Consider the following 26,721-nt stretch of genomic DNA (forward strand, 5'->3'; position numbering starts at 1 on the left):
GGACTTCCGTCGCCGACCACGCCGCCTTCCTCAACGGAAGAAGGAAAACATGTCGTTCTACGAACACGTGGTCATCGCGCGGCAGGACATTTCGCCGCAACAGGCCGAAGCTCTCAACGAGCAAATCAAGACCCTGATCGAAGAAGGTGGTGGTCACATCGCCAAGATCGAATACTGGGGTCTGCGTAACCTCACCTATCGCATCAAGAAGAACCGCAAGGGCCACTACTCCCTGCTCGCCATCGACGCCCCGGCGCCGGCGGTGAAGGAACTGGAGCGCCAGCTGTCGATCAACGAAGACGTGCTGCGTTTCCTGACCATCCGCGTGGAAGAGCTGGACCTGGAACTGTCGCCGGTTCTGGCCCGTCGCGACCGTGAGCGCAGCGATCGCCCCGAGCGTTCGGACCGCCCTGAGCGTTCTGAGCGTCCGCGCGAAGACTTCGCCCCGCAAGCGTAAGGGAGAAATAGATCATGACCGATACGACTGCTCCCGAAGCCGCGGCTCCGGCCGCCGCCGCTGGCGGCGCCCGCCGCCCGTTCTTCCGTCGCCGCAAGGTTTGCCCGTTCTCGGGCGCCAACGCGCCGAAGATCGACTACAAGGACGTGAAGCTGCTGCAGCGTTACGTTTCCGAACGCGGCAAGATCGTGCCGTCGCGCATCACCGCGGTGTCGGCCAAGAAGCAACGCGAACTGGCCAAGGCCATCAAGCGCGCCCGCTTCCTGGCTCTGCTCCCCTACGTCGTGAAGTAAGGGAGACGCCACGATGAAAGTGATCCTGCTCGAACGAGTCGAAGGCAAGGGCGTCCTGGGCGACGTGGTGACGGTGAAGGACGGCTACGCCCGTAACTTCCTGCTGCCGCGCCAGAAGGCTCTCCGCGCCAACTCGAACAACCTGAAGGCTTTCGAAGCGCAACGCGCCGAGATCGAAGCCCGCAACGTCCGCAACCGCGAAGCCGCCGGCAAGTCCGGTGAGTCGCTGGACGGCACGCAGTACGTCCTGATCCGTCAAGCTGGCGAAAGCGGCCAGCTGTACGGTTCGGTCGCGGGCCGCGACGTCGCCGACGCCATCAAGGCCGAAGGCGGCAAGGTCGACCGCTCGATGATCGTGCTGGATAAGCCGATCAAGACGCTGGGCGTCCACGAAGTGAAGGTGAAGCTGCACGCCGATGTGACCGTCACGGTCACCCTCAACATCGCGCGCAGCCAAGACGAAGCCGATCGCCAAGCGCGCGGCGAAAACGTCATCGCCTCGCAATTCGAAGAAGATCGCGCTGCCGACGCCGAAGCCGCCCAGGACATGCTGGAAGGTGGCGCCGGTTCGCACGAAGGCGACCACTACGAAGCCTGATCCGTCAGGTCATTCGCAGACTGATGAAAACGGCGCGGAGCAATCCGCGCCGTTTTTTTCTGCGCCAACGGCTAGAATTGCTCAGATTGTAAGCTGCGCCCCGGTCAACCAAGTTCGTGTCCGTCTATCCACCTGTCGGATACAAGAGCCGCATCCATGCGACCCCGCCCGACAGAGTTCGAGAGGGGTTATCTCATGCGTTCCAAACTGCTTCTGCTCGCCGCCGCGTCGGCGTCCGCCCTGGCCTTCTCGGCCCACGCCCAGACCGCGCCCGACGACCAGACCACGGTCGAGGAACTGGTCGTCACCGGCACCCGCACCGCCGGCCGCTCGCGCCTCGACACGGTCTCGCCGGTCGACGTGGTCGACAGCAAGGCCCTGACCCGCCAGGGCTCGACCGAACTGGCCCAGGCGCTGTCGACCCTGGCGCCGTCGCTGAACTTCCCGCGCCCGTCGGCCGTGGACGGCACCGACTCGGTGCGTCCGGCCACCCTGCGGGGCCTTGCCCCCGACCAGACCCTGGTGCTGCTGAACGGCAAGCGCGGCCACGCCGCCGCCCTGGTCAACATCAACGGCGCGGTCGGCCGCGGCTCGGCCGCCTTCGACCTCAACACCATTCCGACCGCCGCCCTCGACCGCGTCGAGATCCTGCGTGAAGGCGCCGCCGCCCAGTACGGCTCGGACGCCATCGCCGGCGTCGTCAACCTGCGCCTGCGCGAAGCCCGCACCGGCGGCGGCGCCACGGCCAGCTACGGCCTCTACGACACCGAGGTGAAGACCGCCCGCGACACCGACGGCCGCAAGGCCCATGACGGCGTCACCTACACCGCCTCGATCTGGCAGGGCTTCACCCTGCCCAACGACGGCTTTTTGACGCTCACCGGCGACTGGTCCAAGCGCAACCCGACCAACCGCAGCGACGTCTCGTCGGCCTTCAGCCCGGGCGTCGTGACCGGCCGCTACGGCGACGCCGAGGTCGAGAGCAAGTCGATCTTCGCCAACGCCGGCCTGCCGCTGAACGAGACCTGGAGCCTCTACGGCTGGGCCGGCTACCAGAAGCGCGAGGGCGAGAGCGCGGCCTTCCCGCGCCTGGCCAACAACGCCAATAACATCGCCTCGATCTATCCGAACGGCTTCCTGCCGAAGATCACCACCGACATCGACGACTACAACTTCGCCTTCGGCACCAAGGGCGAGCTGGGCGCCTACACGATCGACGCCAGCGTCACCTACGGCGAGAACGACATCGACTATGGCGTGAAGGACAGCCTGAACGCCTCGTACGGCCCGACCTCGCCGACCTCGTTCTACGCCGGCTCGATGAAGTACCGGCAGACGGTGGCCTCGCTGGACATCACCCGTCCGCTGGAGATCGCCGCCTTCGCCCAGCCCTCGACCCTGGCGTTCGGCGCGGAGTACCGCAAGGAAGGCTATGAGATCGTGGCCGGTGAGACCGCCTCGTGGGCCAATGGCGGCTACAACAACCTGGCCGCCGGCGCGCAGGGCTTCCCGGGCTTCCGCCCGAGCAACGAGGTCGACGTCACCCGCGACAACTACAGCCTCTATATCGACCTCGACAGCCAGATCACCGACAAGCTGGACATCGACGTCGCCGCCCGCTTCGAGGACTATTCCGACTTCGGCTCGACCACGACCGGCAAGATCGCCGCGCGCTACGACTTCACCGACAGCTTCGCCCTGCGCGGCGCGGTGTCGACCGGCTTCCGCGCTCCGGCCCTGCAGCAGCAGTACTTCACCGCCACCTCGACCAACATCATCAGCGGCGCGGCGACCGAAGTCGGCACCTTCCCGGCCACCAGCGCCGTGTCGCAGGTGCTGGGCGCCAAGGCCCTGGAGCCTGAAGAGAGCACCAACTACTCGCTGGGCCTGGTCTATCGCCGCGGCCCGCTGGAAGTGACGGTCGACGCCTACCAGATCGATATCGACAACCGCATCGTGCTTTCGGAGAACATCCAGGGCAGCGCCACCGGCACGGCGACCCAGCAGGCGATCTACACCCTGCTCCAGCCCTACGGCGTGACCACCGCGCGGTTCTTCATCAACGGCGTCGACACCACCACCAAGGGCGTCGACGTGGTGGTGCGCTACCGCCTGGACGCCGAAGAAGCCGGTCGCTTCGACCTGACCCTGGCGGGCAACTACAACGAGACCGAGGTCACCCGCCTGCCGACGACCAACACCCTGTCGTCGCTGCCGGTCCCGCCGACCCTGTTCGGTCGGGTCAACGTCCTGACCTTCGAGCGGGGCACGCCGCGCACCAAGTTCGTCGCCAGCGGTGACTGGAGCAACGGCCCCTGGGGCGCGACCTTGAAGCTGACCGGTTACGGCACCGTGCTGCAGCCAAACGCCACGGCCTCGCTCGACTACTGGACCGGCCGCAAGGCGGTGATCGACCTGGAAGCCCGCCGCGCCTTCGGCGAGAACCTGACCTGGGCCGTCGGCGCCAACAACCTGTTCGACGAGTATCCCAACCGCACCCCGGCGGCCGTCAACAGCACCAGCGGCGTGGTCGGTTTCCCCAACTACTCGCCGTTCGGCTTCAACGGCCGGTTCCTCTACACCCGGGTCAGCTACAACTGGTGAAACCTGACCTGACGTAAGGCGCGAGGGGGACGTAGCGGGAACGCCACGTCCCCTTCTGTCGTAAGCGAAAGTTATGCACAGAACTGTCCCCGTTCATCTTCGCCGTTGACCACGCTCGACGCGGGCATCCAGACGGCGTTCGCGTTAACTTATGGCGATGTCTCTGGTCCCTGCCCTCGATCTGCGCCCTCCGGCGCAGGACGCCCCCACTATCGCTGTCGCCCCGCACAACCTGGAAGCCGAGCAGGCGCTGCTGGGCGTGCTGCTGTACGACAACTCGGCCTATGAGCGGCTGACCGACAGCCTGCAGGGGCGCCACTTCTACGAGCCCTTCCACCAGCGGCTGTTCAGCTCGATCGAGACGCACATCCGCAAGGGCCAGCTGGCCGAGCCGATCCTGCTGGCCGACGAGTTCAAGCACGACACGGCGTTCCAGGAGCTGGGCGGCATCCGCTACCTGGCCGACCTGGTGGACCGCGCCCCGCCGGCCGCCAATGTCGGCGACTACGCCCGGGCGGTGTTCGACCTGGCCCTGCGCCGCGACCTGATCCGCATCGGCGGCGAGATCGCCGCGGCCGCCCACGGCCATGGCGACGAGAAGCGCCCGGCCCGCGACCAGATCGAGTCCGCCGAACAGCAGCTCTACACCCTGGCCGAAAGCGGCACGGCCAGCTCCGGCTTCGTCAGCTTCGGCGACGCCCTGCGCGGCGCCGTCGAGATGACCGCCGAGGCCTTCCAGCGCGACGGCGGCATGTCGGGCCTGGCCTCGGACCTGATCGACCTCGACCAGAAGATCGGCGGTCTGCACCCTTCCGACTTGATCGTGCTGGCCGGCCGCCCGTCGATGGGCAAGACCGCGCTGGCGACCAACATCGCCTTCAACGTCGCCAAGAAATACGCCTGGGAGCCCCAGCCGGACGGCAGCCGCAAGACCGTCAGCGGCGGGGTGGTGGCCTTCTACTCGCTGGAAATGAGCGCCGAGCAGCTGGCCCTGCGTATGCTGGCCGACGCCTCGGGCGTGTCGGGCGACAAGCTCCGCAAGGGCGAGATCGACGCTTCGGAGTTCGGCCGGGTGCGCGACGCGGCCATGGAGCTGCAGGAAGCGCCGCTCTATATCGACGCCACCGGTGGTATCTCCATCGCCAAGCTGACCGCCCGGGCGCGACGCCTGAAGCGCCAGGTCGGCCTCGACCTCGTCGTCGTCGACTATCTCCAGCTGGTCACCGGCTCGGACCTGGGGTCCAACGCCAGCCGCGTGCAGGAAGTCTCGCAGATCACCATGGGCCTCAAGGCCCTGGCCAAGGAACTGGCCTGTCCGGTCATCGCCCTGTCACAGCTGTCGCGTCAGGTCGAAAGCCGCGAGGACAAGCGGCCGCAGCTGTCGGACCTTCGTGAATCCGGCTCGATCGAGCAGGACGCCGACATGGTCTGGTTCGTGTTCCGCGAAAGCTACTATGTCGGCCGGGCCGAGCCGCGCGAGGGCACGCCCGAACACCTGACCTGGCAGGAAGAGATGGACAAGCTGCAAGGCTTGGCCGAGGTGATCATCGCCAAGCAGCGTCACGGTCCCATCGGCACGGTGCGCCTGTCGTTCAACAGCGACACCACTCGCTTCGGCAACCTGTCGCGCGACCACTATTTCCACCAGATGCGGTCGGGCAGCGACGAATAGCGTTTCCTTCCGGACGCGCGCCGGGCGAGGCTCGGCGCGCGATTCAGGAAGAGGCCTCGCTCGATGGACTTCAGCCCCCTGCCCGTCACGACCTTCGTCGGGGCGTTCCTGCTGGCCTTCCCGGCCCTGTTCTCGATCGTCAATCCTGTCGGGGCGGCGCTGATCTTCCACCAGATGCTGGCCGACCATCCGGCCGAGACGCGCCGGCGCCTGGCGCCGACCATCGCGCTCTACGCCTTCTGCATCCTGCTGGGCTCGCTGCTGCTGGGCGGCTACGTGCTGAACTTCTTCGGGGTCAGCCTGGGGGCGCTGCGGGTGGCCGGCGGCCTCGTCGTGGCGATCCGCGCCTGGGCGCTCCTGATGACCCCGGAAGAGCACGAAGAGCGCAAGGCCGACCAGGCAGCCTCGCCCGCCAAGGGCCGGGCCGAGGACATGGCCTTCTTCCCGCTGACCATGCCGTTCACGACGGGACCGGGCGCGATCTCGGTGGCCATCGCCCTCTCCTCCCAGCGCCCAGCCGAGGGCCATTCGGTCGCGCCGTTCTTCCTGGGCGCCAGCCTGGCCGTCGCCGTCATCGCCCTGATGGTCTGGGCGTTCTACCGCGCCTCGGACCGGGTTCTGGCCCTGCTGGGCGTCAACGGCGCGCGGGTGATGTCGCGGCTGATGGCGTTCCTGCTGATGTGCATCGGCGTGCAGATCGTCGCCAGCGGCGTCGAGGCCCTGGTGACGCAGTTCCTGGCCACCCGGTGATCCGGGCGCGCCGGGACGCATCTCCACAGGATCTGCACTGGCCTTGGCGACGCGGGTCGGCTACCTCCGCAGCCGTGACCGAAGCTCGCCTGACCCTCGACCTGGACGCCCTCGCGGCCAACTACGCGACCCTCAAGGCGCAGGCCGGCGGGACCGAGCTCGCGCCGGCGGTGAAGGCCGACGGCTACGGCCTGGGCGCGGGCCTGGTCGCCCGCCGTCTGTGGGACGAAGGGGCGCGGGCCTTCTATGTCGCGCGGCTTTCGGAAGGCGTGGCCCTGCGCAAGGCCCTGGGCGAGCGCGAGGCGGCGATCCACGTGCTGGACGGGGCGACGCCGGGCTCTGGGCCGACGCTGGTGCAGGCCGGCTTGATCCCCGTGCTCAACAGCCTGCCGCAGGTCGAGGCCTGGAACAGCCAGGCCGGCAAGGAAACGCTGGAAGCGGCGATCCACATCGACACCGGCATGAACCGCCTGGGCCTGCGCCACGAGGAGGCCGCGGTGCTGACGGCCTCGATGGATCGCCTCAAGCATCTGAACGTGTCGCTGGTGATCAGCCACCTGGCCTGCGGCGGCGAGCCGGAGCATCCGCTCAACGGCCGCCAGCTGACCCGCTTCACCGACGCGGCCGCCCTGTTTCCCAACGCCCGCCGGAGCCTGGCCAATTCGGCCGGGATCTTCCTGGGCGAGGCGTATCGCTTCGACCAGTGCCGGCCGGGGATCAGCCTCTATGGCGGCGGGCCGCGCGACGTGGCCGACGACCGGATCAAGGCCGTGGCGACGCTCGAAGCGCCGATCCTGCAGGTGCGGGTGGTGCCGCGCGGCGAGTCGATCGGCTATGGCGCGGCTTTCACCGCGACCGAGACCACCCGCGTGGCGATCCTGGCCTGCGGCTATGCCGACGGCGTGCTGCGCTCGACCAGCCCCGCCGGTCATGTGTGGTTCGACGGCGCGCGCCGACGGATCCTGGGTCGCGTGTCGATGGACCTGATCGCGGTGGAGATCACCGACTGCGACGCCGCCCGCCCCGGCGCGATGGTGGAGCTGTTCGGCCCCAACCTGCCGGTGGACGACGCGGCCGCCGCGGCGGGCACGACCAGCTACGAGCTGCTGGTGCGTCTGGCCGGCCGCGCGCGCCGGGTGGTGCTGGGCGAGGCCTGAGGCCCCGCCCTTTTCCCTTACTTCGCCAGGCCTTCGAGCCGGCCCGCATCGACCGAGGCCACGGCCTTCTTGAGGTCGTCGACGCTGTCGGCCTCGCCATTGGCCTCGATCGTGAAGCGGTTGCCCACGACGATGCTGTAGCTGCCGGACTTGGCCTCGCGGTCCCACTTTTCAGAGACCAGGCGGCCGCCAGCGGTGCTGGTCTTCTCGTAGCCGGTGGCGGTTTCGGTCGAGGTCTGGGCGTTCATGGCCGAGGCCATGGCCGTCAGCCCCGCCAGCGCACCCAGATCGGTGACGGCCAGGCTGAAGCGGCGGCCGTCCTTCTCGTAGTCGCCCTGGGCCGAGGCCATGCCCGCGCCGTCGGCGCCGGCCGAGTGGGCCTCGAGCGTGGTGCGCGCGAAACCGCCCGACGAGGCCGGCAGGAAGCCCTTGAGCACGTCGGTCGAGGTCAGCGGCTTGCCCTTGCCGGCTTCGGCCGAGGCGGCGGCGGCTTCCAGCTGCTTGGAGGCGGCCTGCATCTTGCCGAGATCGACCGTGTTGCCGCCGACCGTCAGCGAGCCGCCGTCGCCGGAGACCTTGGAACTGGCCGCATAGCTGCCGAGCGCGAGCGCGCCCGCGATCGTGCTGGTGACCAGGGCCACGGCGAAGAACAGCGCGATGGCGCAGATCACCGTCACGGCGGTGTAGCCGAGTGACTTCTCCTTGGATGACTTCATCAGCCGCGGCAGGCCGGTATAGAGCAGATAGAGACCGTAGAGGCCCAGCAGGCCGCCGATGATCCCCAGCGCCGGGAAGATGCTGAAAATCCCGGCCACCCAGCCCGCGGTGTTGGAATAGGCGGCGACCTTGAAGGCCTGGAGCCTGTTCTTCTGGCCATCGAAGGACGGCGCCAGGGCGTCGATGATCAGCGCCAGCAGGAACACCGACAGCAGCGACAGGCCATAGGCCACGACCGTGCCGATGATGGCCGGGATCGGCGCGGGCTTGATGACGGCCAGGCCGGGGATCCCATTGCCGAAGACCAGGCTGCCCACCAGGCCCGCGATCGCCGGAATAGCCGCCAGGATGCAGACGTATCCGACGTAGAGCCCCTTGATGGTGGCGGGTTCCGGGTCGATCCGCTCCCACTCGGCGGATGGAGAAAGTAGAAGCCGCTTCACGCGGCTTACGAGATCGGACGAAACAACTCCGGGTTCGACCACGGACATTTAGGCGCCTCCAGAAAGATCCTGAGTCTGCGCCCCCCGGTGTCTATCTATACGCAACGCGCGCAAAACGGGAACAAGGTTCGGCGACAGGCTGGGCCGATGCAGCTGCGTCCGGCTTTGGCGCAGGGACGCTCCAGCCTGTAGTCTCCACCCATTCGAGAATCAGGAAGACCCCATGGCCCGCGACGGCGCCGTCTACGCCTGCCAGTCCTGCGGGGCGGTCCAGACCAAGTGGGCCGGGCAATGCCCCGCCTGCCAGAGCTGGAACACCCTCGTCGAGGAGGTCGGCGTCCGCGCGCCCGGCAGCCTGTCGGCCACCAAGGCCACGCGCAACCGCGGCCTCCAGTTCACGGGTCTCGAAAGCGACACCCCCGCCCCGCCCCGCATCCTGACCGGCGTCGACGAGTTCGACCGGGTCTGCGGCGGCGGCGTGGTGCCGGGCTCGGCGATCCTGATCGGCGGCGACCCGGGCGTGGGCAAATCGACTCTGCTGCTGCAGGTCTGCGCCAACGCCTCGAGCCGCGGCGTGTCCTGCGCCTACATCTCGGGCGAGGAGGCCGTGGAGCAGATCCGCGGCCGCGCCGACCGCATGGGCCTGGCCGGCGCGCCGGTGAAGCTGGCGGCCGAGAGCAGCCTGCGCGACATCCTAGACGGGCTGAAGCGCGACAAGTTCGACCTGGTGGTCATCGACTCGATCCAGACCATGTGGAGCGACGCCCACGAGGCCGGCCCCGGCACGGTCACCCAGGTGCGGGCATGCGCCACCGAACTGGTGCGCCTGGCCAAGAAACAGGGCGTGGCGATCCTGCTGGTCGGCCACGTCACCAAGGACGGCCAGATCGCCGGCCCGCGCGTGGTCGAGCACCTGGTCGACGCCGTGCTGAGCTTCGAGGGCGAGCGCGGCTATCCGTTCCGCATCCTGCGCGGGGCCAAGAACCGTTTCGGGGCCACCGACGAGATCGGCGTCTTCGAGATGGGCGACATCGGCCTGCGCGAAGTGAAGAACCCCTCGGCCCTGTTCCTCAACGAAGGCGGCGAGCGCGCGGCCGGGGCGGCGGTGTTCGCCGGCATCGAGGGCTCGCGCCCGGTTCTGGTGGAATTCCAGGCCCTGGTGGCCCCGTCCGCCTACGGAACGCCCAGACGCGCCGTGGTCGGATGGGATTCCGGACGCCTGGCCATGGTGCTCGCCGTGCTTGAATCGCGGTGCGGCCTTGGTTTTGGCGACAAGGACGTCTATCTGAACGTCGCCGGCGGGCTGAGGATCACCGAACCCGCCGCCGACCTCGCGGCGGCGGCCGCTCTGGCCTCTTCGGCCATGGATGTCGCCCTGCCGCAGGACTGCGTGGTGTTCGGCGAGGTCAGCCTCTCCGGCGAGATCCGGCCCGTGAGCCGAATGGAGTCGCGTTTGAAGGAAGCCGCCAAGCTGGGGTTCGGCCGCGCGCTGGGACCGCTGTCGGGCCTGCCCGAAGGCGGCGGCGCCCTGCCGGTGGCCGGCGCGGCGCGACTGGCCGACGCGGTCCGTAGAATCGAGAACGACATCTGGAGCTCGCACGCGTGACGCCGTTCGACATCATCGCCGGACTGATCCTGCTGGTTTCCGGCGCCGTGGGTTTTTTTCGCGGCGCCTCGCGCGAGCTGACCTCGGCGCTGTCGTTCATCGTCGCCGCTGTCATCGCCCTGCTGGGCCTGCGCCTGACCGGCCCCCTCTTCCGCGAATTGATGGACCCGGACTGGGCGGCCACGGCCGCCGCGATCCTGGTCACCTTCGTCGTCGCCTTCGTGACCTTGCGCTTCATCGGCGGCCAACTGACCAAGACCCTGCACGCCGACGGCGCGCTGGGCATGCTGGATCGCCTGGTGGGCCTGGGCTTTGGCCTGCTGCGCGCCCTCGTCGTTCTGGGCGTCTTCAACCTCGTGTTCCACATGGCCACGCCGCGCGACCGCGTGCCGGCCTGGGTGTCGGACTCGATCTTCTATCCGCTGTCCAACGCCAGCGCCCGGGTGCTGAAGGTGTTCGCCCCAAAGGGCGCCGGACTTGCCGGCAAGCTGGCCCCCGCCATCGAGGACGCGGTCCGCGACGGCGCCAGCGACAAACCGTCCGACGCCGACCGTGGCGAAGAAGGCTATGATAAGGACCAGCGTCGAAAGTCCGACGATCTGGTGGAGAAATCGCGATGACGTCTTTCGGCCAGTCGACCGACCGCTTCTCGTCCATGCCCTGGCGTGATCCCGAGGATGACACCCTGCGCCTGGAGTGCGGCGTGTTCGGCGTGTTCGGCGCGCGGGACGCCTCGGCCATCGCGGCGCTGGGCCTGCACGCCCTGCAGCACCGGGGGCAAGAGGCCTGCGGCATCGCCGCCTTCGACGGCCAGCGCTTCCACACCGAACGACACATGGGCCACGTGGGCGACGCCTTCACCGGCGCCGACCTCGTCCAGCGCCTGCCGGGCCACATGGCCATCGGCCACACCCGCTACTCCACGGCCGGCGGCAGCGGCATCCGCAACGTCCAGCCGATGTTCGCCGACCTGGAGACGGGCGGCCTGGCCCTGGCCCACAACGGCAACCTGACCAACTTCCTGACCCTGCGCGAGCGCCTGGTGCAGGAAGGCGCGATCTTCCAGTCGACCTCGGACAGCGAGGTGATCCTTCACCTGATCGCCCGTTCGCGTAAGGCCCGCATCGTCGATCGCTTCATCGACGCCATCGGCCAGATCGAAGGCGGCTACGCCCTGGTGGCCATCACCAACAAGAAGATGATCGGCGTGCGCGACCCGCTGGGCATCCGCCCGCTGGTGCTGGGCGACCTGGACGGCAAGCCCGTCCTGGCCTCGGAAACCTGCGCCCTCGACATGATCGGCGCCCGCTTCGTGCGCGACGTCGAGCACGGCGAGATGGTGGTGATCAGCGACACCGGCGTGAAGTCGCTGCGGCCGTTCGCGGCCCCGGCCGCCCGCCCCTGCGTGTTCGAATATGTCTACTTCGCCCGTCCCGACAGCGTCGTGAACGGCCGCTCGGTCTATGAAGTGCGCAAGCGCATGGGCCGCCGCCTGGCCATCGAGACCGGCGTCGAGGCCGACGTCGTGGTGCCGGTGCCCGACAGCGGCGTGCCGGCGGCGATCGGCTACGCGGCCGAGAGCGGCCTGCCCTTCGACCTGGGCATCATCCGCAACCACTATGTGGGCCGCACCTTCATCCAGCCGACCCAGGGCGTGCGCGAACTGGGCGTGCGCATGAAGCACAGCCCCAACCGCGCCGTGCTGGAAGGCAAGCGCGTCATCCTGATCGACGACTCGATCGTGCGCGGCACCACCTCGCTGAAGATCGTCCGCATGGTCCGCGAGGCCGGCGCCAAGGAAGTGCACCTGCGCTCGGCCAGCCCGCCGATCAAGTGGCCCGACTTCTACGGCATCGACATGCCCGAGCGCGAACAGTTGCTGGCGGCGACCAAATCGCTGGAAGAGATGGCCAAGTTCCTGGAAGTGGACAGCCTGGGCTTCCTGTCGGTCGAAGGCCTGTACGAGGCCCTGGACTGCGCCCCGCGCGATCCGGCCGCCCCGCAGTTCACCGACCACTACTTCACCGGCGACTACCCCACGCGCCTGACCGATCGCGAGATCGCCGAGGGCCGCAACGACCAGGTCGAAAAGCAGCTGTCGCTGCTCAGCGCCTGACGCCAGCCTTTCGGGTCCTTCGGCTTGTTCGAAGGACCCAAGCTGCGCTAACCCGGTATACGGCCAATCCGCTTTGATCTTCCGGCCGCTCGGGTCGCCCGCCAACGCCGGGCGACGACCTTTGTGAGAGTCGCCCCTTGGCCAATCCCGTCTCCGCCGTCCTCTCCAAGCTGAAGATCGACGCCTACATCATCGCGCTGTTCAGCATGGTGGTGCTGGCCTCGTTCCTGCCGGTGCGGGGCCAGGCGGCCGAGATCACCGGCTGGGTGGTGAAGGTCGCCATCGCGCTGCTGTTCTTCCTGCACGGCGCCAAGCTGTCGCGCGAGGCCGTGGTCGCCGGGATCACCCACTGGCGGCTGCACCTGACGATCCTGGCCTTCACCTTCCTGCTGTTCCCGGTCCTGGGACTGGCGATCAGCAAGGCTGGCGTGCTGTCGCCGACCATGGCCGCGGGGATGGTGTTCCTGGCCTGCCTGCCGTCCACCGTGCAGTCTTCGATCGCCTTCACCTCGATCGGTCGCGGCAACGTCGCCGCCGCCGTCTGCGCGGCCTCGGCCTCGAACCTGTTCGGGATCTTCCTGACGCCGGTGCTGGTGGGCCTCTTGATGAACGCCCACGGCGATGTCGGCGGCTGGGAGTCGATCCAGTCGATCGTCGTCCAGCTGCTGCTGCCGTTCGTGGCCGGCCAGTTGGCGCGGCCGCTGGCCGGCAAGTGGATCGAGAAGCACAAGACCCTGGTCGGGCGCGTGGATCGCGGCTCGATCCTGCTGGTGGTCTATTCGGCCTTCAGCGCCGCCGTGGTCGAGGGTCTCTGGCACAAGGTTTCGCCGCTGGAGCTGATCGTGCTGCTGCTGGTGTGCGGCGTGCTGCTCACGCTCGTCATGCTGGCCACGATGTTCGGCGCCCGGGCGCTGGGCTTCTCCAAGGCCGACGAGGTGGCCATCGTGTTCTGCGGCTCCAAGAAGAGCCTGGCCACCGGCGTGCCGATGGCCGGCATCCTGTTCCCCGGCGCGACGGCCGGGGTGCTGGTGCTGCCGCTGATGATCTTCCACCAGATCCAGCTGATGGCCTGTTCGGTGCTGGCGCAGCGCTACGGCGCGCGGCCCGCCGACGAGGCCTAAGACCTTCAATATCGCCCGTCAGAGGCGCAGGAAACGTTCATGACCACCACCGACACGCCGCTGGCCGGCCGCATCGCCCTCGTCACCGGCGCCACGCGCGGTATCGGCCGCGCCATCGCGCTGGGCCTGGCGCAGGCCGGCGCCCATGTCGTGGCCCTGGGCCGCACCCAGGGCGCGCTGGAGGCCCTGGACGACGCGATCCTGGCCGCCACCGGCGAACACGCCACCCTGGTCCCGCTGGACCTGCGCGAGGCCGACGGCCTGGATCACCTGGGCGCGGCCCTGCACCAGCGCTTCGGCAAGCTCGACATCCTGGTCGGCGCCGCCGGCGTGCTGGGCGCCCTGACGCCGGTAGGACACCTGGACCCCAAGGGCTGGGACATGATCCTGTCGACCAACCTGACGGCCAACTGGCGGCTGATCCGGGCCATGGACCCGCTGCTGCGCGCCTCCGACGCCGGCCGGGCCATCTTCCTGACCAGCAGCGTCGCCAAGAGCCACCGGGCCTTCTGGGGCGCCTACGCCGCTTCCAAGGCCGGGCTGGAGGCCATCGTCGACTGCTATGCCGACGAGATGGAGAACACCGCCGTGCGGGCCTTCTGCATCGACCCGGGCGCCATGCGCACCAAGATGCGGGCGCTCGCCTTCCCGGGCGAGGATCAGGCCACCGTGCAGGATCCCGCCGAGATCGCGCCCTTCGTCGTCGACCTGTCTCGCCCTGGGCGCGAGCCTCCGCGAGGCGTCATTCGCTTCAAGGAACGCGGCCAGGAAGCCGCCAGTCTCGGCTGAACGAATGGCTGTTAAGCAATCCCAGGTGCAGATTACGTATTCCAAGTAAAATCAGGATATCAGAAATCGCGGATTTCGCCGGATCGTCTACGATCTGCAATAGGCCACTAAGTCGACAATGGGACTTAAGGCGTTGAAATTGTTGTTCGCGTCAATCCGACGCACCTGACGCAAGATTTCGAAGAACGTTGTTAAGCGGGAGATAACGGATCAAAGCTCACCCTTGGGTCGTGGCGGAACTCGCCGCTGCCTCCGGCGGAGCTCGGATCCGAATGTCTTTCCTGTCGTTCAAGCGCGGTCGCGACACCGCCGACCAGCGCCTCGCCGAGCTCGAGGCCACCGTCGCGGCGATCCATCGCTCGCAGGCGGTCATCGAGTTCGAACTCGACGGCACGATCCTAACGGCCAACACCAACTTCCTGAAAACGGTGGGCTATTCGCTGGAAGAGATCCGCGGCCGCCACCACAGCATGTTCGCCGATCCGGAGTTCGCCCGCAGCGACGAGTACAAGCAGTTCTGGCTGAACCTGGGCCGCGGCGAGTTCTTCGCCGGCAAGTTCCAGCGCCAGGGCAAGGGCGGCGTCGAGATCTGGATCCAGGGCGCCTACAACCCCGTGTTCGACGCGGACGGCAAGCCCTGCAAGGTCATCAAGTTCTGCACCGACATCACCCAGGCCGAGCATGAGCGGCTGGCCAACGAGACGCTGCGTAAGACCGAGGCCGAGCAAGGCGCCGTGGTGCTGACCCTGGCCGACAACCTCAAGCGCCTGGCCGCCGGCGACCTGACCGCCGAGATCACGGCCGCCTTCGAGGGCCGCTTCGCCTCGATCAAGAGCGACTACAATCTGGCGCTGGGCGCCATGCGCAAGGCAATGAACTCCATCGCCAACTCGGCCAATGGCGTGCGCAGCGGCTCCAACGAGATCACCATCGCCTCGGAGGACCTCTCCAAGCGCACCGAACAGCAGGCCGCCAGCCTGGAAGAGACGGCCGCCGCCCTCGACGAGATCACCGCCACCGTGCGCCGCAGCGCCGACGGCGCCAAGTCCGCCTCGACCGCCGCCTCGACCACGCGCCAGGAAGTGACCCGCTCGGGCGAGATCATGCGCGACGCCATCGCGGCGATGGGCGAGATCGAGCAGAGCTCGGGCAAGATCGGCCAGATCATCGGGGTGATCGACGAGATCGCCTTCCAGACCAATCTGCTGGCGCTGAACGCCGGCGTGGAGGCCGCCCGGGCTGGCGAGGCGGGCCGCGGCTTCGCCGTCGTCGCCCAGGAAGTGCGGGCCCTGGCCCAGCGCTCGGCCGAGGCCGCCAAGGAGATCAAGACCCTGATCGCCAACAGCAGCGCCCAGGTCGACCGCGGCGCCAAGCTGGTGAGCGACACCGGCCAGTCGCTGAACGGCATCGTCGGGCGGATCGCCGAGATCGACACCCTGATTTCCGAGATCGCCCAGTCGGCCCACGAGCAGGCCGGCGGCCTCAACCAGGTCAACACCGCCATCAACCAGATGGACCAGGTGACCCAACGCAACGCCGCCATGGTGGAGGAAGCCACCGCCGCCGCCGCCAGCCTGCGCAACGAGGCCTCGGCCCTGTCGGAACTGGTCTCGCTGTTCGACATCGGGGCCGAGGAGGCCGAGCCGGTCGCCCGCCCTGCTCCGGCCCCGCGACCGGCGTCCAACCCGGTCGCCGCGGCTCAGAGCCGCATCGCCCAGTCGTTCAATGCTGGTTCGGGCCGCCCCGGCTCGGGCTCCGCCGCCGCCGCGGTCAGCCAGGACTGGGAGGAGTTCTAGGCTCCTCCCAACCTTGAACTAGCGCCCCTTGGGCTTGCCGCCGGGCGTCTTGTTGCCGCGCACCACGCGCGAACCGGCCACCGGACGACGCGGACCGCCGGCCTTGCCGCCCGCGGCCTTCGTCCCGACCTTGTAGCTCGGGGTGGTCGAAACCTTCTTCTGGGCCTTGGGGCCCTGCGGCTTCACCGACTTGACCGCCGCCTTGCCGGTATCGGCCTTGACGGGCGCTTCGCCCTTGGCGGCGTCGCCCTTGATGGCCCCAGCGCGCTTGCCAGAAGCGGGCTTGCTGGAAACGGCCTTGGTCGGGACAGGCTTGCTGGGCGCAGCCGCGCTGTCGTCCGCCGGCGCTTCGGCCAGGATCGCCGCCCTCTGGGCCGACTTCTTGACCGTGTTGCGCGAGGCCTTCAGGCGCGCCTTCTCGGCTTCCTTCTTCTCGAAGGCGCGTTTCCCGCGAACCACATGCCCCTGCTCGGGCTCGGCATAGGGATTGGCGCCCGACTTGATGGTGATGCGCAGCGGCACGCCCGGCAGGTCGAAGCTTTCCCGCAGGCTGTTCACCAGATAGCGCCGATAGTGATCGGGCATCTGGTCGGCGCGGCTGGAGAACAGCACGAAGGTCGGCGGACGGGCCTTGGTCTGGGCCATGTACTTCGGCTTCACGCGCTTACCGCCGATCGAGGGCGGCGGGTGGCGTTGCATGGCCAGTTGCAGCCAGTCGTTCAGGTCGCGGGTCTTGACCTTGGTCGACCAGTCGCGGTGCGTTTTGATCACCGCCGGCATCAGGCGCTCGACGCCACGGCCGGTCTCGCCCGACAGGGCCACGACGGGCGCGCCGCGCAGCTGAGGCAGCATGCGCTCGGCGTGCTCGTTGAATTCCTTCAGGATCTGGCCCGGATCCTCGATCAGGTCCCACTTGGCCAGCACGAAGACGACGCAGCGCCCTTCCCGCTCGGCCAGGTCGGCGATCTGCAGGTCCTGGGTCTCGAACGGGTGGGTGGCGTCCATCACCAGCAGCACGACCTCGGCGAAGGTCAGCGAGCGGATGGTGTCCTGGGTGGAAAGCTTCTCGAGCTTCTCGTTGACCTTGGCCTTTTTGCGCAGGCCGGCGGTGTCGACGAGGCGGATCTTGCGGCCGTCCCAGGTCCAGTCGACCGAGATCGAATCGCGGGTGATGCCGGCCTCGGGGCCGGTCAGCAGGCGCTGCTCGCCGATCAGGCGGTTGACCAGGGTCGACTTGCCGGCGTTCGGACGGCCGATGATGGCGATCTTGATCGGCTTGCTGTCGTCGTCGTAGTCCTCGAACTCTTCCTGCAGCTCGTCGGGCGTCACCGCCAGCAGCGCCGCATAGAGGTCGGCCATGCCCTCGCCGTGCTCGCCGCTGATCGGGATCGGCTCGCCCAGGCCCAGGCGGTGGGCCTCGGCGGCGCCGGCCTCGGCCTGCTTGCCTTCCGACTTGTTGGCGGCGACCACCACCGGCTTGTTCCGGCGGCGCAGCATCTCGGCGAAGATCTTGTCGAGCGGCGTCAGGCCCTCGCGGGCGTCGAACACGAAGAGCGCGACATCGGCTTCGTCGATGGCGAGCTCGGTCTGGGCGCGCATGCGCGCTTCCAGGCTCTCGTCGGTGACGTCCTCGAAGCCGGCGGTGTCGATCAGCTCCAGATCGAGGTCGCCGAGGCGGCCGTGCGCGAAGCGGCGGTCACGCGTGACCCCCGGCTGATCGTCGACCAGGGCCAGCTTCCTGCCGGCCAGACGGTTGAACAGCGTGGACTTGCCCACATTGGGGCGGCCGACGATGGCGAGTTTCAAAGGCATAGGCGGTCAGTAGTCGATTTTTCCGGTCCCGGCAAAGCAACAAGCCCGGGCCGGCGTTTCCGCCAGCCCGGGCCCGGGACGATTTGTGTTGCGCCGGGCCCCGAAGGGAGCCCGGAAAGTATCAGCGGATCGCGATCAGCTGGGCCTCGTCGGTCACCAGATAGACCTTGTCGCCGACCGCGATCGGCGACAGCAGGACCGGCGAACCGATCTTCAGGGTCTTTTCCTTTTCACCGGTCTTGGCGTTCAGGGCCACGGCCTCGCCGTAGCTCGACACCGTGATCAGGCGGCCCGAAGCCAGGATCGGGCTGGACCAGATGCGCGGGTGCTTGGCCAGCTTCTTCTTCTGCTTCTTGCTGAGCTTGTCGCTCTCGTTGAGGTCGCGGATCCAGTGAACCTGGCCGCCGTCACGAGAGACGCAGATCACCTGGCCGGCCTTGTCGACCACATAGACCACGTCGCCGGCCGCCCAGGGGGTGGTGATGGCGGTGACCGGCAGGCTCCAGCGGGCCTGGCCCGTGCGCAGGTCGGTGGCCGAGAACACGCCCGAGTGGCTGACGGCGTAGACGTCGCCCTTGTAGATCACCGGACGGCCGGCGATGTCGCGGATTTCCGACAGGGCGTTGGTGCGGCTAGCGCGGCTGAGGGCCTCGCTCCACAGGTCGTTGCCGTTGCCGGCGCGCAGGGCCACCAGTTCGCCCGAGGCGAAGCCGGCGACGACGGTGTCGCCGCTGACCGCGGGGCTCGAGGCGGCCAAGATGCGGGCCGGCTCGATCAGGGCCTGATAGGTCCAGCCCGGCGTGCCGTCGGCCGCCGCGAAGGTCAGCAGTTCGTTGTCGGTCGAGACCACGAACACGCGGCCGTCGACCACGGTCGGGGCGGCGTGGACCGGCGTGCTGGTCGGCTGGCGCCAGTTTTCCTTGCCGTTGGCCGCGTCGATCTGAGCCACGAAGCGGAAGCCCGACGAGACGTAGAGCTTGCCGTCGGCATAGGCGATGCCGCCGCCGAAGCCCTCGGTGTCGCCCTTGTCGCCGCCGATGCCGAAGAAGCCGCGCTTGCCCGGCTGGGCGGCCGGACGCAGGTCCTTGCGCCACAGGGTCTCGCCGGTGTTCGCGTCAAGCGCCGAGACCTTGGCCTCGCCGTCCATGACGAAGATCTTGCCTTCGGCCGAGACCGGGGTCGCGGTGATGTGGAAGGTGCGGTTGGCCTTTTGGCCAAAGCCCTTGCGCCAGGCGATCTCGACGTCCTTGGCGGCGGCGACGTGCTCGACCGACTGCTCGGGCGAGCCGCCCGGCAGGCGCCAGTCGGCCTTGGGCTGGGCTTCCGGCAGGAAGAAGTCGACGCCCTTCAGGCCGTCGGCGGCCTCGACCTTCTGGTCGAAGGCGATGACCGAGATCCGCTGGCCTTGCGTGGCCTGGGCCTTGTTCTTCTCGTCCTTGCCGAACGGATTGAGTTTCGAAACCGTCGAGCAACCGGTCACCGACACTGCGGCCGACATCATCGCGGCGAGCAGCAGGGAGCGCTTCAAAGTCATGGGTCGGCGGCTCATCGAGCTTGGGGTTGCAGGCCCGGCGGCAGCTGGCCGGGCGCGAGTTGGATCGGCGGCGGCAGAGCGACGGCGGCCTTGACGGCGGCCGGCAGCGACTTGGCCGAGCCGGAGTCGATCATCTGGATAGCGGCCTGGGCCCGCTGGCGCGTGTCGTCGGACGCATCCGACAGCAGCGACAGCACGACGAAGTCGCCGCGCGCGTCGGCGCTCTTGCCCGCCTGCAGCTTCGCGAAGGCCAAGGCCTCCTTGGCTTGCACGCGGTAAGGGCTCTTCTCGCCGGTCAACGGGGTCAGCCTCGACTCGATCTCCTGATAGGGAGCCGTGTCCATGAGCGCGAAGGCGGATTTGAGGCGAGCTATGTCACCCATGACAGGATCGGGAGCAATCTTGGCCGCTTCGTCGAAATAACCGACAGCTTCGGCGGTCTTGCGCTCGTCCAGGCGGATGCCGCCCATCTGCATGAGGGCCAGGGCGCGGTAGCCCGCATTGCCTTCCTTCGACAGCTTTTCGAACTCGCCGAAGGCCTTGGCCGGGCCTTCCTTCTCGTAGGATTCGAGGGTCGCCTGGACGGCTTCCGACGCCTTGTTGGCGCGGTTGGTCTCGTACGTCGTCCAGCCCCACCAGCCGCCGACGCCCAGGACCGCGACCGCGGCGACCGCGCCCAGGACGGGCAGCGACTTCAGCGCGAAGGTCTTGTAGCGGTCGGAGCGAAGCTGCTCTTCGACCTCGTCAAACACATCGACCACGAACGAGGCTCCGATACGGGCGCGGGAAGCGCCGGGGCGTCGAGAACCGGAAGGGTTTCCGGACGACGCAAGGTTGAACATCAAGTCGCCACGGCCCCTGGCCGCGACGCAGGCGGCGAACCTATAGCGTGTCCGCCGCCGCCGCAACGGCGGGTCTAGACTGTCTAGACTTCCGGACGGTCCTTGCCGCTTTTGCGGAAGAAAGCATTCGCCGCCTCTGAACCTTCCCAGGCGGCCCCACCCCCGTAAAATCCCCGCGAAAGCGGGGACCTAGGCTTTTTCTGACACGTGGGGCGCTCGACGATAAAACGCCTGGGTCCCCGCTTTCGCGGGGATTTTACGGAAGAATGGGTCAGCGCCCGCTTCCCGTTCCTAGTCCTTCTTGGCGTAGTACGTCTCGGCCGCGCCGGGGAAGCTGCGGTCCTTGACGTCGCGGGCGTAGTCGGCGGCGGCCTTTTCGATCTGGCCCTTCAGGTCAGCGTAGCGGCGCACGAACTTGGGCGTCCAGTCGAACAGGCCCAGCATGTCGTCGCTGACCAGCACCTGGCCGTCGCAGCCGGCCGAGGCGCCAATGCCGATGGTCGGCGGGGCGATCGTCTCGGTGATCTCGCGGGCCAGGGCCTCGGCGACGCCCTCGACCACCACGGCGAAGGCGCCGGCCTCGGCGGTGGCGCGGGCCTCGGCCAGGATCTTCTGGCGGCCTTCCTCGTCGCGGCCCTTGGCCTTGAAGCCGCCGTCGACCAGCACCGCCTGCGGGCGCAGGCCCACATGGCCCATCACCGGCACGCCGCGATCGACGAGGTAGCGGATGGTCTGGGGCACGGTGGGGCCGCTCTCGACCTTCACGGCCTGGGCCCCGGTTTCCTTCATGATGCGGACGGCGTTGGCGTAGGCCTCTTCCGGCGCGCCCTCGTAGGAGCCGAAGGGCATGTCGACGACGACCATGGCCTTGCGGGAGCCGCGCATGACCGCCTGGCCGTGCAGGATCATCATCTCCATGGTCACGCCGACCGTGTTGGGCAGGCCGTGGACGACCATGCCCAGCGAATCGCCGACCAGCAGCACGTCGCAGGCGTCGTCGAGGGCGGCCGCCACCGGGGCGGTGTAGGCGGTGAGGCAGACGATCGGAACGCCGCCCTTGCGGGCGGCGATATCGGGGGCGGCGAGACGGCGGACCGTCTCCTGACGATGGGCGGACAAGACTCGCTCCGGCTCTCTTCGATGACCGGAGCGCGACGGGGGCCGCCCTCCGGAATTAGAACTCTTCGACCAGTCGGGTGACGGCGAAGGCCAGAGCGATAGCCGCAAGCGCCGCGCCAAGCCACAGGGTTTCGACGCTGGCCGGCGTGGCGACGAACTGGTCGATCCGCCCCATCAGCTTGTCGACGCCCATGTCCATGCTGGTGACGCCCTGCGCGGAAGCGTGCTGCAGGTCCGAGGCGAAGCGGCTGGTGATCAGCTGGCCGACCGCCACCACTCCGGCGACGGCGCCGGCCGCGCCGATCAGCAGGCGACGCATGGCCCAGCCGCGATCGAGCCGCCGCTCGACCTTGGCCTGAAAGGCTTCGGCGTCGGAAAAGGCCGGCGGGGCGGCGAACAGCCGCGAAAGCTGGGCGTCGAAGTCGCGATCAACCATGACCTTCCCTCCGCGCAGATGAGTCCGGTGACGGGGCCAGTCTGGCCCGGAGCTTATCGAGACCACGTTTGACATGGGATTTGACCGTCCCGATCGGGATATTCAAGGCCTCCGCCGCCTCGGCGTGCGACCAGTCGGCACCGTAGCACAGCGAGACGCACAGCTGCTCGCCGCGCGACAGGCCCTTGAGGGCCTCGTCCAGGTCGAGCCGGTCGCCCGGCGAGGCGCTGGTCGCGGGCGAAGGATCCTCCGGCGTCTCGTCCGAGAAGATCAGGCGCGAGTCGCGCTTGACCTTGCGCAGATAGAGCCGCGCGGCGGTCTTCTTGATCCAGCCGCCGAAGGAGCCCTCGCCGCGATATTCGGCGATCTGCTCGAAGCCGACCAGGAAGGCGTCCTGGGCGACGTCGTCGGCCGTGGCCGGATCGGCGCCGAGGCGACGCAGCAGCCCCCGTACGGCCGAGCCGTGCCTGCGCACGAGCTCCCCGAAGGCGGCGCGGTCGCCGGTGGCGGCGAGGGCCGCCAGCTCGACGTCGTGACCGGTGGTTGGCGGGCGTTGAACACCCATGATGAAAAGTCCCCTCTTCCCCAGCGGACAGCCTCAGTTCAGAGGCCGCGCGCCCTTGTTGGGGTTGAAGAAGCTCAGGACCACATAGGCGACGCCGATCAGGGCCGGGATGGCGGCGACGCCGAGAATCGGGTGCAGCGCCTCGTTCTCGACCTGGCCGAGCATGAAGCCCAGCACGGCGAGACCGCCGCCGACGGCGATCAGGATCACGCCCACGCGCATGTCGCGCAGGGCCGAGGATTCCTTCGGCGGTTTGACTTCCTTGCTCAGCGCCTCGATCAACTCGGGCGGCAGCGCCTGGCCCTTCTCGATGGCGGCGCGGACGGTGGCCTGCATCTCCCGGCGCTCGCGGCTCTTCAGCCACATCGGGATGCAGACGATGCAGACGACCATGATGAACGGCGCCAGCGGCACCAGGATGCCAAGTTCCATGACTCGTTCCCCTCGGAATGTTTTCGACGAGAGCCTGTCGCTTTCGTCTCGTATAGGGAAGAGGCTTTGGCGGCGCCGTTTGGAGGCGCCTAGCGAGATGAAACTTTCGTAAGGCGGATCAGGCCGTTGCGACGGCCGCGGCGGTCCGTTGCGGCGCGAGGCTGGCGACGATGTCCTCGACGGCGTCGAGCAGCACGGTCGGGGTGTGGTCGACCAGCAGTTGGCGAGTGGCGTAGCCCCAGGTGACGGCGCCGGAGGCCAGTCCAAGAGCGTTGGCCGCGTCGATGTCGCGGGTCTCGTCGCCGATGGAGATCACCCGGCCGGGCCGCACGCCGGCGGTCTTGATCACCTTGAGGAACTTCTTGGCCTTGCCGAACAGCGAGGCGCCGCAGCCGTAGTGGTCGATCAGCTTGGCGAGGTCGGGACCCAGCACGGTGCGGATCGTGGCTTCGCTGTTGGAGCTGACCACGGCTAGGCGCACGCCGCCTGCCGACAGGGCGCGCAGCATGTCCGGAACGCCCGGGAACAGTCCGATCGAGCCGATCTCGGCGGCCATCAGCTTTTTGCCGTGGGCGGCGATGATCGGGATCTTCCAGGCCGAGACGCCCAGGTACTTGATGATCTCGCGATTGGGACGACCACGGAGCATCTCGACTTCCTCGTCGGTGACGCTCTTGAAGCCGTAGATCCTGGCCATCGGATTGACGAGCTTCAGCACCACGGCGCCGCTGTCGGCCAGCGTGCCGTCGAAATCGAAGATCGCCAGATCGTAAGGAAGCCCCGAAGTCACGCCCACTCAATCATCCTGTCGCCGCCGCCCCTTCATGAAGGGAGTCCGGCCGTTTCCCAAAGACTTAGCCGCTGTTTGCCGCGGTTGTCGCCCCAAAGTTCGCCAACTCGCGTATTTCGTGCAAGCCCTGTTTCGCGCTTCAGGCGAGAACCGCCGCATAGGCCTCGGGCTTGAAGCCGGCCAGCAGCTTGCCGTCGATATCGAGGATCGGGCGCTTGATCATCGACGGCTGGGCCAGCATCAGGTCGACGGCTTTCGCCGCGTCGATCCCGGTCTTGTCGGCGTCGGGCAGCTTGCGGAAGGTCGTGCCGGCGCGGTTCAGCACCGTCTCCCAGCCCAGCTGCGCGACCCAGCCCTCGACGCTGACGCGGTCGATCCCGGCGACCTTGTAGTCGTGGAAGGCGTAGGCCACGCCGCGCTCGTCGAGCCAGGTCCGGGCCTTCTTCATCGTGTCGCAGGCCTTGATGCCGTAGATCGTCACCGTCACCGGACGCGCTCCAGAACTTCGCCCGCGAGTCGGGCTCTTCCCCGACGGATTAGCATTTTCGCCAAAGTGCGCGGCGGATTTGATCCAGAGCAGTTGCGTCTCAATCGCGAGGGGGCGACATTCACCGTATGAACGCCATGACCGATCTCGCCAACGCTGAAAGCCTGGCCAAGCGCCTGAAGGCCGGAACGACCCAGACCCACGAGCGGCTCGACAAGAGCATCATGGCCGACCGGCCGTTCGAGGATCGCGAGCGCTATGGCCGCTTCCTCGAGGTGCAGCAGCGCTTTCATCGCGACATCGACGGCCTCTACCAGCGGCCCGAACTGGCCCAGCGCCTGCCGGACCTGGACGGGCGTCGGCGCCTCGCGGCGATCGAGGCCGACCGCGCGGATCTTGGCCTGCCCGCCCTGGAGGACCTGCCGCCGCCGGCCTTCACGGCCGACGCGGAGCCGGACCTGGCGACGGCGCTGGGCTGGCTCTACGTCGCCGAGGGTTCGAACCTGGGCGCGGCGTTCCTGTTCAAGGCGGCCGCCAAGCTGGGACTGGACGAGACCTTTGGCGCGCGCCACCTGGCCGGCCATCCCGACGGCCGCGCCGCCCACTGGCGCCAGTTCACCGCCGCGCTGGACGCGGCCAATCTCGACGCGGCCGGCGAGGCCCGCGCCATAGCCGGGGCGAAAGCCGCCTTTTCGCAGGTGCAGGCCTATGTCGACGCCGCCTTCCGCTGAAGCCCCCGCCGTGGAACTCCCCTCCACGGGGCTCGAGGCCGTGAGCGCGCCCGCCACGTCGCGCGGGGTGCGCATCGGCTATCTCGTGGCCGGCTTCGCCTTCACGGCGTTGGGCATCATCGGGGCGTTCTTGCCGCTGATGCCGACGACGGTGTTCCTGATCCTGGCCGCTGGCTGTTTCGGCAAGTCCTCGCCGAAGCTGGAAGCCTGGCTGCTGAACCACCCGAAGTTCGGCCCCTCGGTGCGCGCCTGGAGGGCCAACAAGGCCATCCCCCGCAAAGCCAAGATCGCCGCATGCCTGGGGATGGCGGGCGGCATGGCGGTGTTCCTGCTGGCGGCGCGGCCCAAGCCCTGGCTGGGCCTGCTGGTGGGGGCGATCATGGCCGCCTGCGCGGCCTTCGTGGTGTCGAGGCCGGAGCCGCCGGCCGCCTGATACGCGCGCTCACCCCTTGAGGGGCCATCGCCCGAGCACGATGTGCCGGGTCTGGCCCAGCAGGCTGTGGATCAGCACGAACTCGGAGACCGGCCACGACACCGGCTCCACCGCCGTCTCGGGCGCAAGGCCGCGGTCGTAGAGCAGCGTCACGTGCGGATTGAACTGGCGGGCGACCTGCTTGCCGAGGCCGGCATGGGCCATGGCCAGGCCCAGCGCCTTCTGGAAGACGTGCAGCTCGGCCAGCCCCTCCCCGCCTTGCAGGACGAACGGGTTGTTGCCGCGATTGTTGAAGCTGGCGGCCTTGTCGAAGGTCACGTCGAACGGCGCCGAGGTAGCGGCGACAGCCGCGCCGGCCTCCAGGGCCTGGGCGACGATGCCGCGCGGCAGGCCGGCGTAGTCGCCGATGTGATGCAGGGTGACGTGGAAGCGGTCGGGCGTCAGCGGCGCGCCGGAGAGGTTCAAGCGGCCCTTCAGGTCGCGCGCCCGGCCGGCGATGGCCTCGGCGACCGACGGCTCGGGGAAGATCCCGAAGAACAGGCGGTCGGACGGCGGAACGTCGAGTTCGGGAAAGAGCGACATGCCCGTTTTCTTGGGCGGAATCGGCGGTCGTTGAAAGGGCGGACAGCTCTGGCCGCCCGCCCCTTCACTGAACTTACGAACGCGCCGGAATGTTGAGGCCGCGCTGCACGGCAGGACGGGCTAGGCCCCGCTCCAGCCAGGCCGGGACGTTCTTCAGGCTCTTGTAGTCGACCAGATCGGCCGCCTCGTAGAAGCCTACGAGGTTGCGCACCCAGCCGAGGGTGGCGATGTCGGCGATGGTGTAGTCGTCGCCCATGATCCAGTCGCGGCCTTCCAGGCGGGTCTCCAGCACGCCCAGCAGACGCTGGCTCTCGGCGCGATAGCGCTCCAGCGGACGCTTGTCCTCGTATTCGCGGCCGGCGAACTTATGGAAGAAGCCCAGCTGGCCGAACATCGGGCCGACGGCGGCCATCTGGAAGAACACCCACTGCAGGGTCTCGTAGCGGGCGGCCGGATCGGCCGGCAGCAGCTTGCCGGTCTTCTCGGCCAGATAGACGAGGATCGCGCCGCTCTCGAACAGGCCAAAGGGCTTTCCGCCCGGGCCGTCGGGATCGATGATCGCCGGGATCTTGCCGTTGGGGTTGAGGCTGAGGAATTCCGGGGTCCAGGTCTCGTTCTTGCCGATGTCGATCAGGTGCGGCTCGTAGGGCAGGCCCAGCTCTTCCAGGATGATCGACACCTTCACGCCGTTGGGCGTGGGCAGCGAATAGAGCTGGATGCGGTCGGGATGGGCGGCGGGCCAGCGGCTGGCGATCGGGAAGGCCGAGAGGTCGGACATGGGAGCTCCTGGGAAGGGTCCCGGTCGATATAGGCGCCGCAGGGGCCAACCCCAGCCCCCT

The 26,721-nt window shown here is 68.4% G+C and carries 27 protein-coding genes; 15 read left to right on the forward strand and 12 right to left on the reverse strand.

Annotation, left to right across the window (positions count from 1 at the left end; genetic code table 11):
- Positions 1 to 49 precede the first annotated feature (49 nt).
- The 7 genes from rpsF (at position 50) to alr (ending at position 7,531) form a co-directional block, all read left to right on the forward strand.
- On the forward strand, positions 50 to 457 hold the full coding sequence (gene rpsF, locus AC2YHT_RS06260) for a 30S ribosomal protein S6 (RefSeq protein ID WP_110117828.1): 408 nt from the start codon (positions 50 to 52) through the stop codon (positions 455 to 457).
- 14 nt (positions 458 to 471) lie between these two features.
- On the forward strand, positions 472 to 750 hold the full coding sequence (gene rpsR / locus AC2YHT_RS06265) for a 30S ribosomal protein S18 (RefSeq protein ID WP_058346420.1): 279 nt from the start codon (positions 472 to 474) through the stop codon (positions 748 to 750).
- Positions 751 to 763: 13 nt separating this feature from the next.
- Positions 764 to 1,348 carry a 50S ribosomal protein L9 gene (rplI, locus tag AC2YHT_RS06270; protein WP_487288722.1) on the forward strand — a complete coding sequence of 195 codons (585 nt, stop codon included), beginning with the start codon at positions 764 to 766 and terminating at the stop codon, positions 1,346 to 1,348.
- A gap of 195 nt (positions 1,349 to 1,543) precedes the next feature.
- Positions 1,544 to 3,952, forward strand: a complete 2,409-nt coding sequence (locus AC2YHT_RS06275; RefSeq protein WP_487288724.1) for a TonB-dependent receptor plug domain-containing protein — start codon at positions 1,544 to 1,546, stop codon at positions 3,950 to 3,952.
- 151 nt (positions 3,953 to 4,103) lie between these two features.
- Positions 4,104 to 5,624: a replicative DNA helicase gene (locus AC2YHT_RS06280; protein WP_487288725.1), complete on the forward strand. Its 1,521-nt coding sequence runs from the start codon at positions 4,104 to 4,106 to the stop codon at positions 5,622 to 5,624.
- A 63-nt stretch (positions 5,625 to 5,687) separates the two neighbouring features.
- Entirely contained in the window at positions 5,688 to 6,374 is a 687-nt protein-coding gene (locus AC2YHT_RS06285) for a MarC family protein (RefSeq protein WP_487288726.1), read from the forward strand.
- 74 nt (positions 6,375 to 6,448) lie between these two features.
- Positions 6,449 to 7,531 (forward strand): alanine racemase, encoded by a 1,083-nt coding sequence (gene alr, locus AC2YHT_RS06290; protein WP_487288727.1) that lies wholly within the window; start codon positions 6,449 to 6,451, stop codon positions 7,529 to 7,531.
- A gap of 17 nt (positions 7,532 to 7,548) precedes the next feature.
- On the opposite strand, the gene AC2YHT_RS06295 is transcribed toward alr, so the two are convergent.
- Positions 7,549 to 8,691, reverse strand: coding sequence for a Yip1 family protein (locus tag AC2YHT_RS06295; protein WP_487288728.1), 1,143 nt, complete (start codon positions 8,689 to 8,691; stop codon positions 7,549 to 7,551).
- A gap of 223 nt (positions 8,692 to 8,914) precedes the next feature.
- On the opposite strand from AC2YHT_RS06295, the gene radA reads away from it, so the two are divergent.
- The 6 genes from radA (at position 8,915) to AC2YHT_RS06325 (ending at position 16,119) form a co-directional block, all read left to right on the forward strand.
- Positions 8,915 to 10,297 (forward strand): DNA repair protein RadA, encoded by a 1,383-nt coding sequence (radA, locus tag AC2YHT_RS06300; RefSeq protein ID WP_487288729.1) that lies wholly within the window; start codon positions 8,915 to 8,917, stop codon positions 10,295 to 10,297.
- Positions 10,294 to 10,917, forward strand: a complete 624-nt coding sequence (locus AC2YHT_RS06305) for a CvpA family protein (protein WP_487288730.1) — start codon at positions 10,294 to 10,296, stop codon at positions 10,915 to 10,917. Before radA ends, AC2YHT_RS06305 begins: the two co-directional genes overlap by 4 nt.
- The gene (gene purF, locus AC2YHT_RS06310) at positions 10,914 to 12,413 is read left to right on the forward strand and encodes an amidophosphoribosyltransferase (RefSeq protein WP_487288731.1); all 1,500 of its coding nucleotides are present in this window, start codon (positions 10,914 to 10,916) and stop codon (positions 12,411 to 12,413) included. The genes AC2YHT_RS06305 and purF overlap by 4 nt, the downstream gene beginning before the upstream one ends.
- Before the next feature lie 137 nt (positions 12,414 to 12,550).
- Complete coding sequence (locus AC2YHT_RS06315; protein ID WP_487288732.1) at positions 12,551 to 13,534, forward strand: bile acid:sodium symporter family protein; 984 nt, start codon at positions 12,551 to 12,553, stop codon at positions 13,532 to 13,534.
- Between the two features lie 39 nt (positions 13,535 to 13,573).
- Positions 13,574 to 14,323: an SDR family NAD(P)-dependent oxidoreductase gene (locus AC2YHT_RS06320; protein WP_487288734.1), complete on the forward strand. Its 750-nt coding sequence runs from the start codon at positions 13,574 to 13,576 to the stop codon at positions 14,321 to 14,323.
- A gap of 272 nt (positions 14,324 to 14,595) precedes the next feature.
- Complete coding sequence (locus AC2YHT_RS06325; protein WP_487288736.1) at positions 14,596 to 16,119, forward strand: methyl-accepting chemotaxis protein; 1,524 nt, start codon at positions 14,596 to 14,598, stop codon at positions 16,117 to 16,119.
- 18 nt (positions 16,120 to 16,137) lie between these two features.
- Here the strand turns inward: AC2YHT_RS06325 and der are convergent, their stop codons facing one another.
- The 9 genes from der to AC2YHT_RS06370 form a co-directional block, all read right to left on the reverse strand.
- Positions 16,138 to 17,931 (reverse strand): ribosome biogenesis GTPase Der, encoded by a 1,794-nt coding sequence (gene der / locus AC2YHT_RS06330; protein ID WP_487288737.1) that lies wholly within the window; start codon positions 17,929 to 17,931, stop codon positions 16,138 to 16,140.
- A 121-nt stretch (positions 17,932 to 18,052) separates the two neighbouring features.
- The gene (locus AC2YHT_RS06335; protein WP_487288738.1) at positions 18,053 to 19,465 is read right to left on the reverse strand and encodes a PQQ-like beta-propeller repeat protein; all 1,413 of its coding nucleotides are present in this window, start codon (positions 19,463 to 19,465) and stop codon (positions 18,053 to 18,055) included.
- An 11-nt stretch (positions 19,466 to 19,476) separates the two neighbouring features.
- On the reverse strand, positions 19,477 to 20,226 hold the full coding sequence (locus AC2YHT_RS06340; protein WP_110117811.1) for a tetratricopeptide repeat protein: 750 nt from the start codon (positions 20,224 to 20,226) through the stop codon (positions 19,477 to 19,479).
- 372 nt (positions 20,227 to 20,598) lie between these two features.
- Positions 20,599 to 21,426, reverse strand: a complete 828-nt coding sequence (panB, locus tag AC2YHT_RS06345) for a 3-methyl-2-oxobutanoate hydroxymethyltransferase (protein WP_487288739.1) — start codon at positions 21,424 to 21,426, stop codon at positions 20,599 to 20,601.
- 55 nt (positions 21,427 to 21,481) lie between these two features.
- A complete protein-coding gene (locus AC2YHT_RS06350) occupies positions 21,482 to 21,862 on the reverse strand; it encodes a hypothetical protein (protein WP_487288740.1) in 381 nt (126 codons plus the stop codon).
- Positions 21,855 to 22,427, reverse strand: a complete 573-nt coding sequence (locus AC2YHT_RS06355) for an RNA polymerase sigma factor (protein ID WP_487288742.1) — start codon at positions 22,425 to 22,427, stop codon at positions 21,855 to 21,857. Before AC2YHT_RS06355 ends, AC2YHT_RS06350 begins: the two co-directional genes overlap by 8 nt.
- 33 nt (positions 22,428 to 22,460) lie before the next feature.
- Positions 22,461 to 22,859: a DUF6249 domain-containing protein gene (locus tag AC2YHT_RS06360; RefSeq protein WP_487288743.1), complete on the reverse strand. Its 399-nt coding sequence runs from the start codon at positions 22,857 to 22,859 to the stop codon at positions 22,461 to 22,463.
- Between the two features lie 118 nt (positions 22,860 to 22,977).
- The gene (locus tag AC2YHT_RS06365) at positions 22,978 to 23,655 is read right to left on the reverse strand and encodes an HAD hydrolase-like protein (protein ID WP_487288744.1); all 678 of its coding nucleotides are present in this window, start codon (positions 23,653 to 23,655) and stop codon (positions 22,978 to 22,980) included.
- 133 nt (positions 23,656 to 23,788) lie between these two features.
- Positions 23,789 to 24,136 carry an ArsC family reductase gene (locus AC2YHT_RS06370; protein WP_487288746.1) on the reverse strand — a complete coding sequence of 116 codons (348 nt, stop codon included), beginning with the start codon at positions 24,134 to 24,136 and terminating at the stop codon, positions 23,789 to 23,791.
- Positions 24,137 to 24,273: 137 nt separating this feature from the next.
- Between AC2YHT_RS06370 and AC2YHT_RS06375 the strand changes: the two genes are divergently transcribed.
- A complete protein-coding gene (locus AC2YHT_RS06375; protein WP_487288747.1) occupies positions 24,274 to 24,867 on the forward strand; it encodes a biliverdin-producing heme oxygenase in 594 nt (197 codons plus the stop codon).
- Between the two features lie 40 nt (positions 24,868 to 24,907).
- Positions 24,908 to 25,300: a YbaN family protein gene (locus AC2YHT_RS06380; protein ID WP_487288748.1), complete on the forward strand. Its 393-nt coding sequence runs from the start codon at positions 24,908 to 24,910 to the stop codon at positions 25,298 to 25,300.
- Positions 25,301 to 25,309: 9 nt separating this feature from the next.
- On the opposite strand, the gene AC2YHT_RS06385 is transcribed toward AC2YHT_RS06380, so the two are convergent.
- Positions 25,310 to 25,882, reverse strand: coding sequence for a 2'-5' RNA ligase family protein (locus tag AC2YHT_RS06385; RefSeq protein ID WP_487288749.1), 573 nt, complete (start codon positions 25,880 to 25,882; stop codon positions 25,310 to 25,312).
- Positions 25,883 to 25,955: 73 nt separating this feature from the next.
- Positions 25,956 to 26,660 carry a glutathione S-transferase N-terminal domain-containing protein gene (locus tag AC2YHT_RS06390; RefSeq protein ID WP_487288750.1) on the reverse strand — a complete coding sequence of 235 codons (705 nt, stop codon included), beginning with the start codon at positions 26,658 to 26,660 and terminating at the stop codon, positions 25,956 to 25,958.
- Between the last annotated feature and the right edge of the window lie 61 nt (positions 26,661 to 26,721).

It is taken from the genome of Caulobacter sp. SRI_008 (assembly GCF_057586355.1).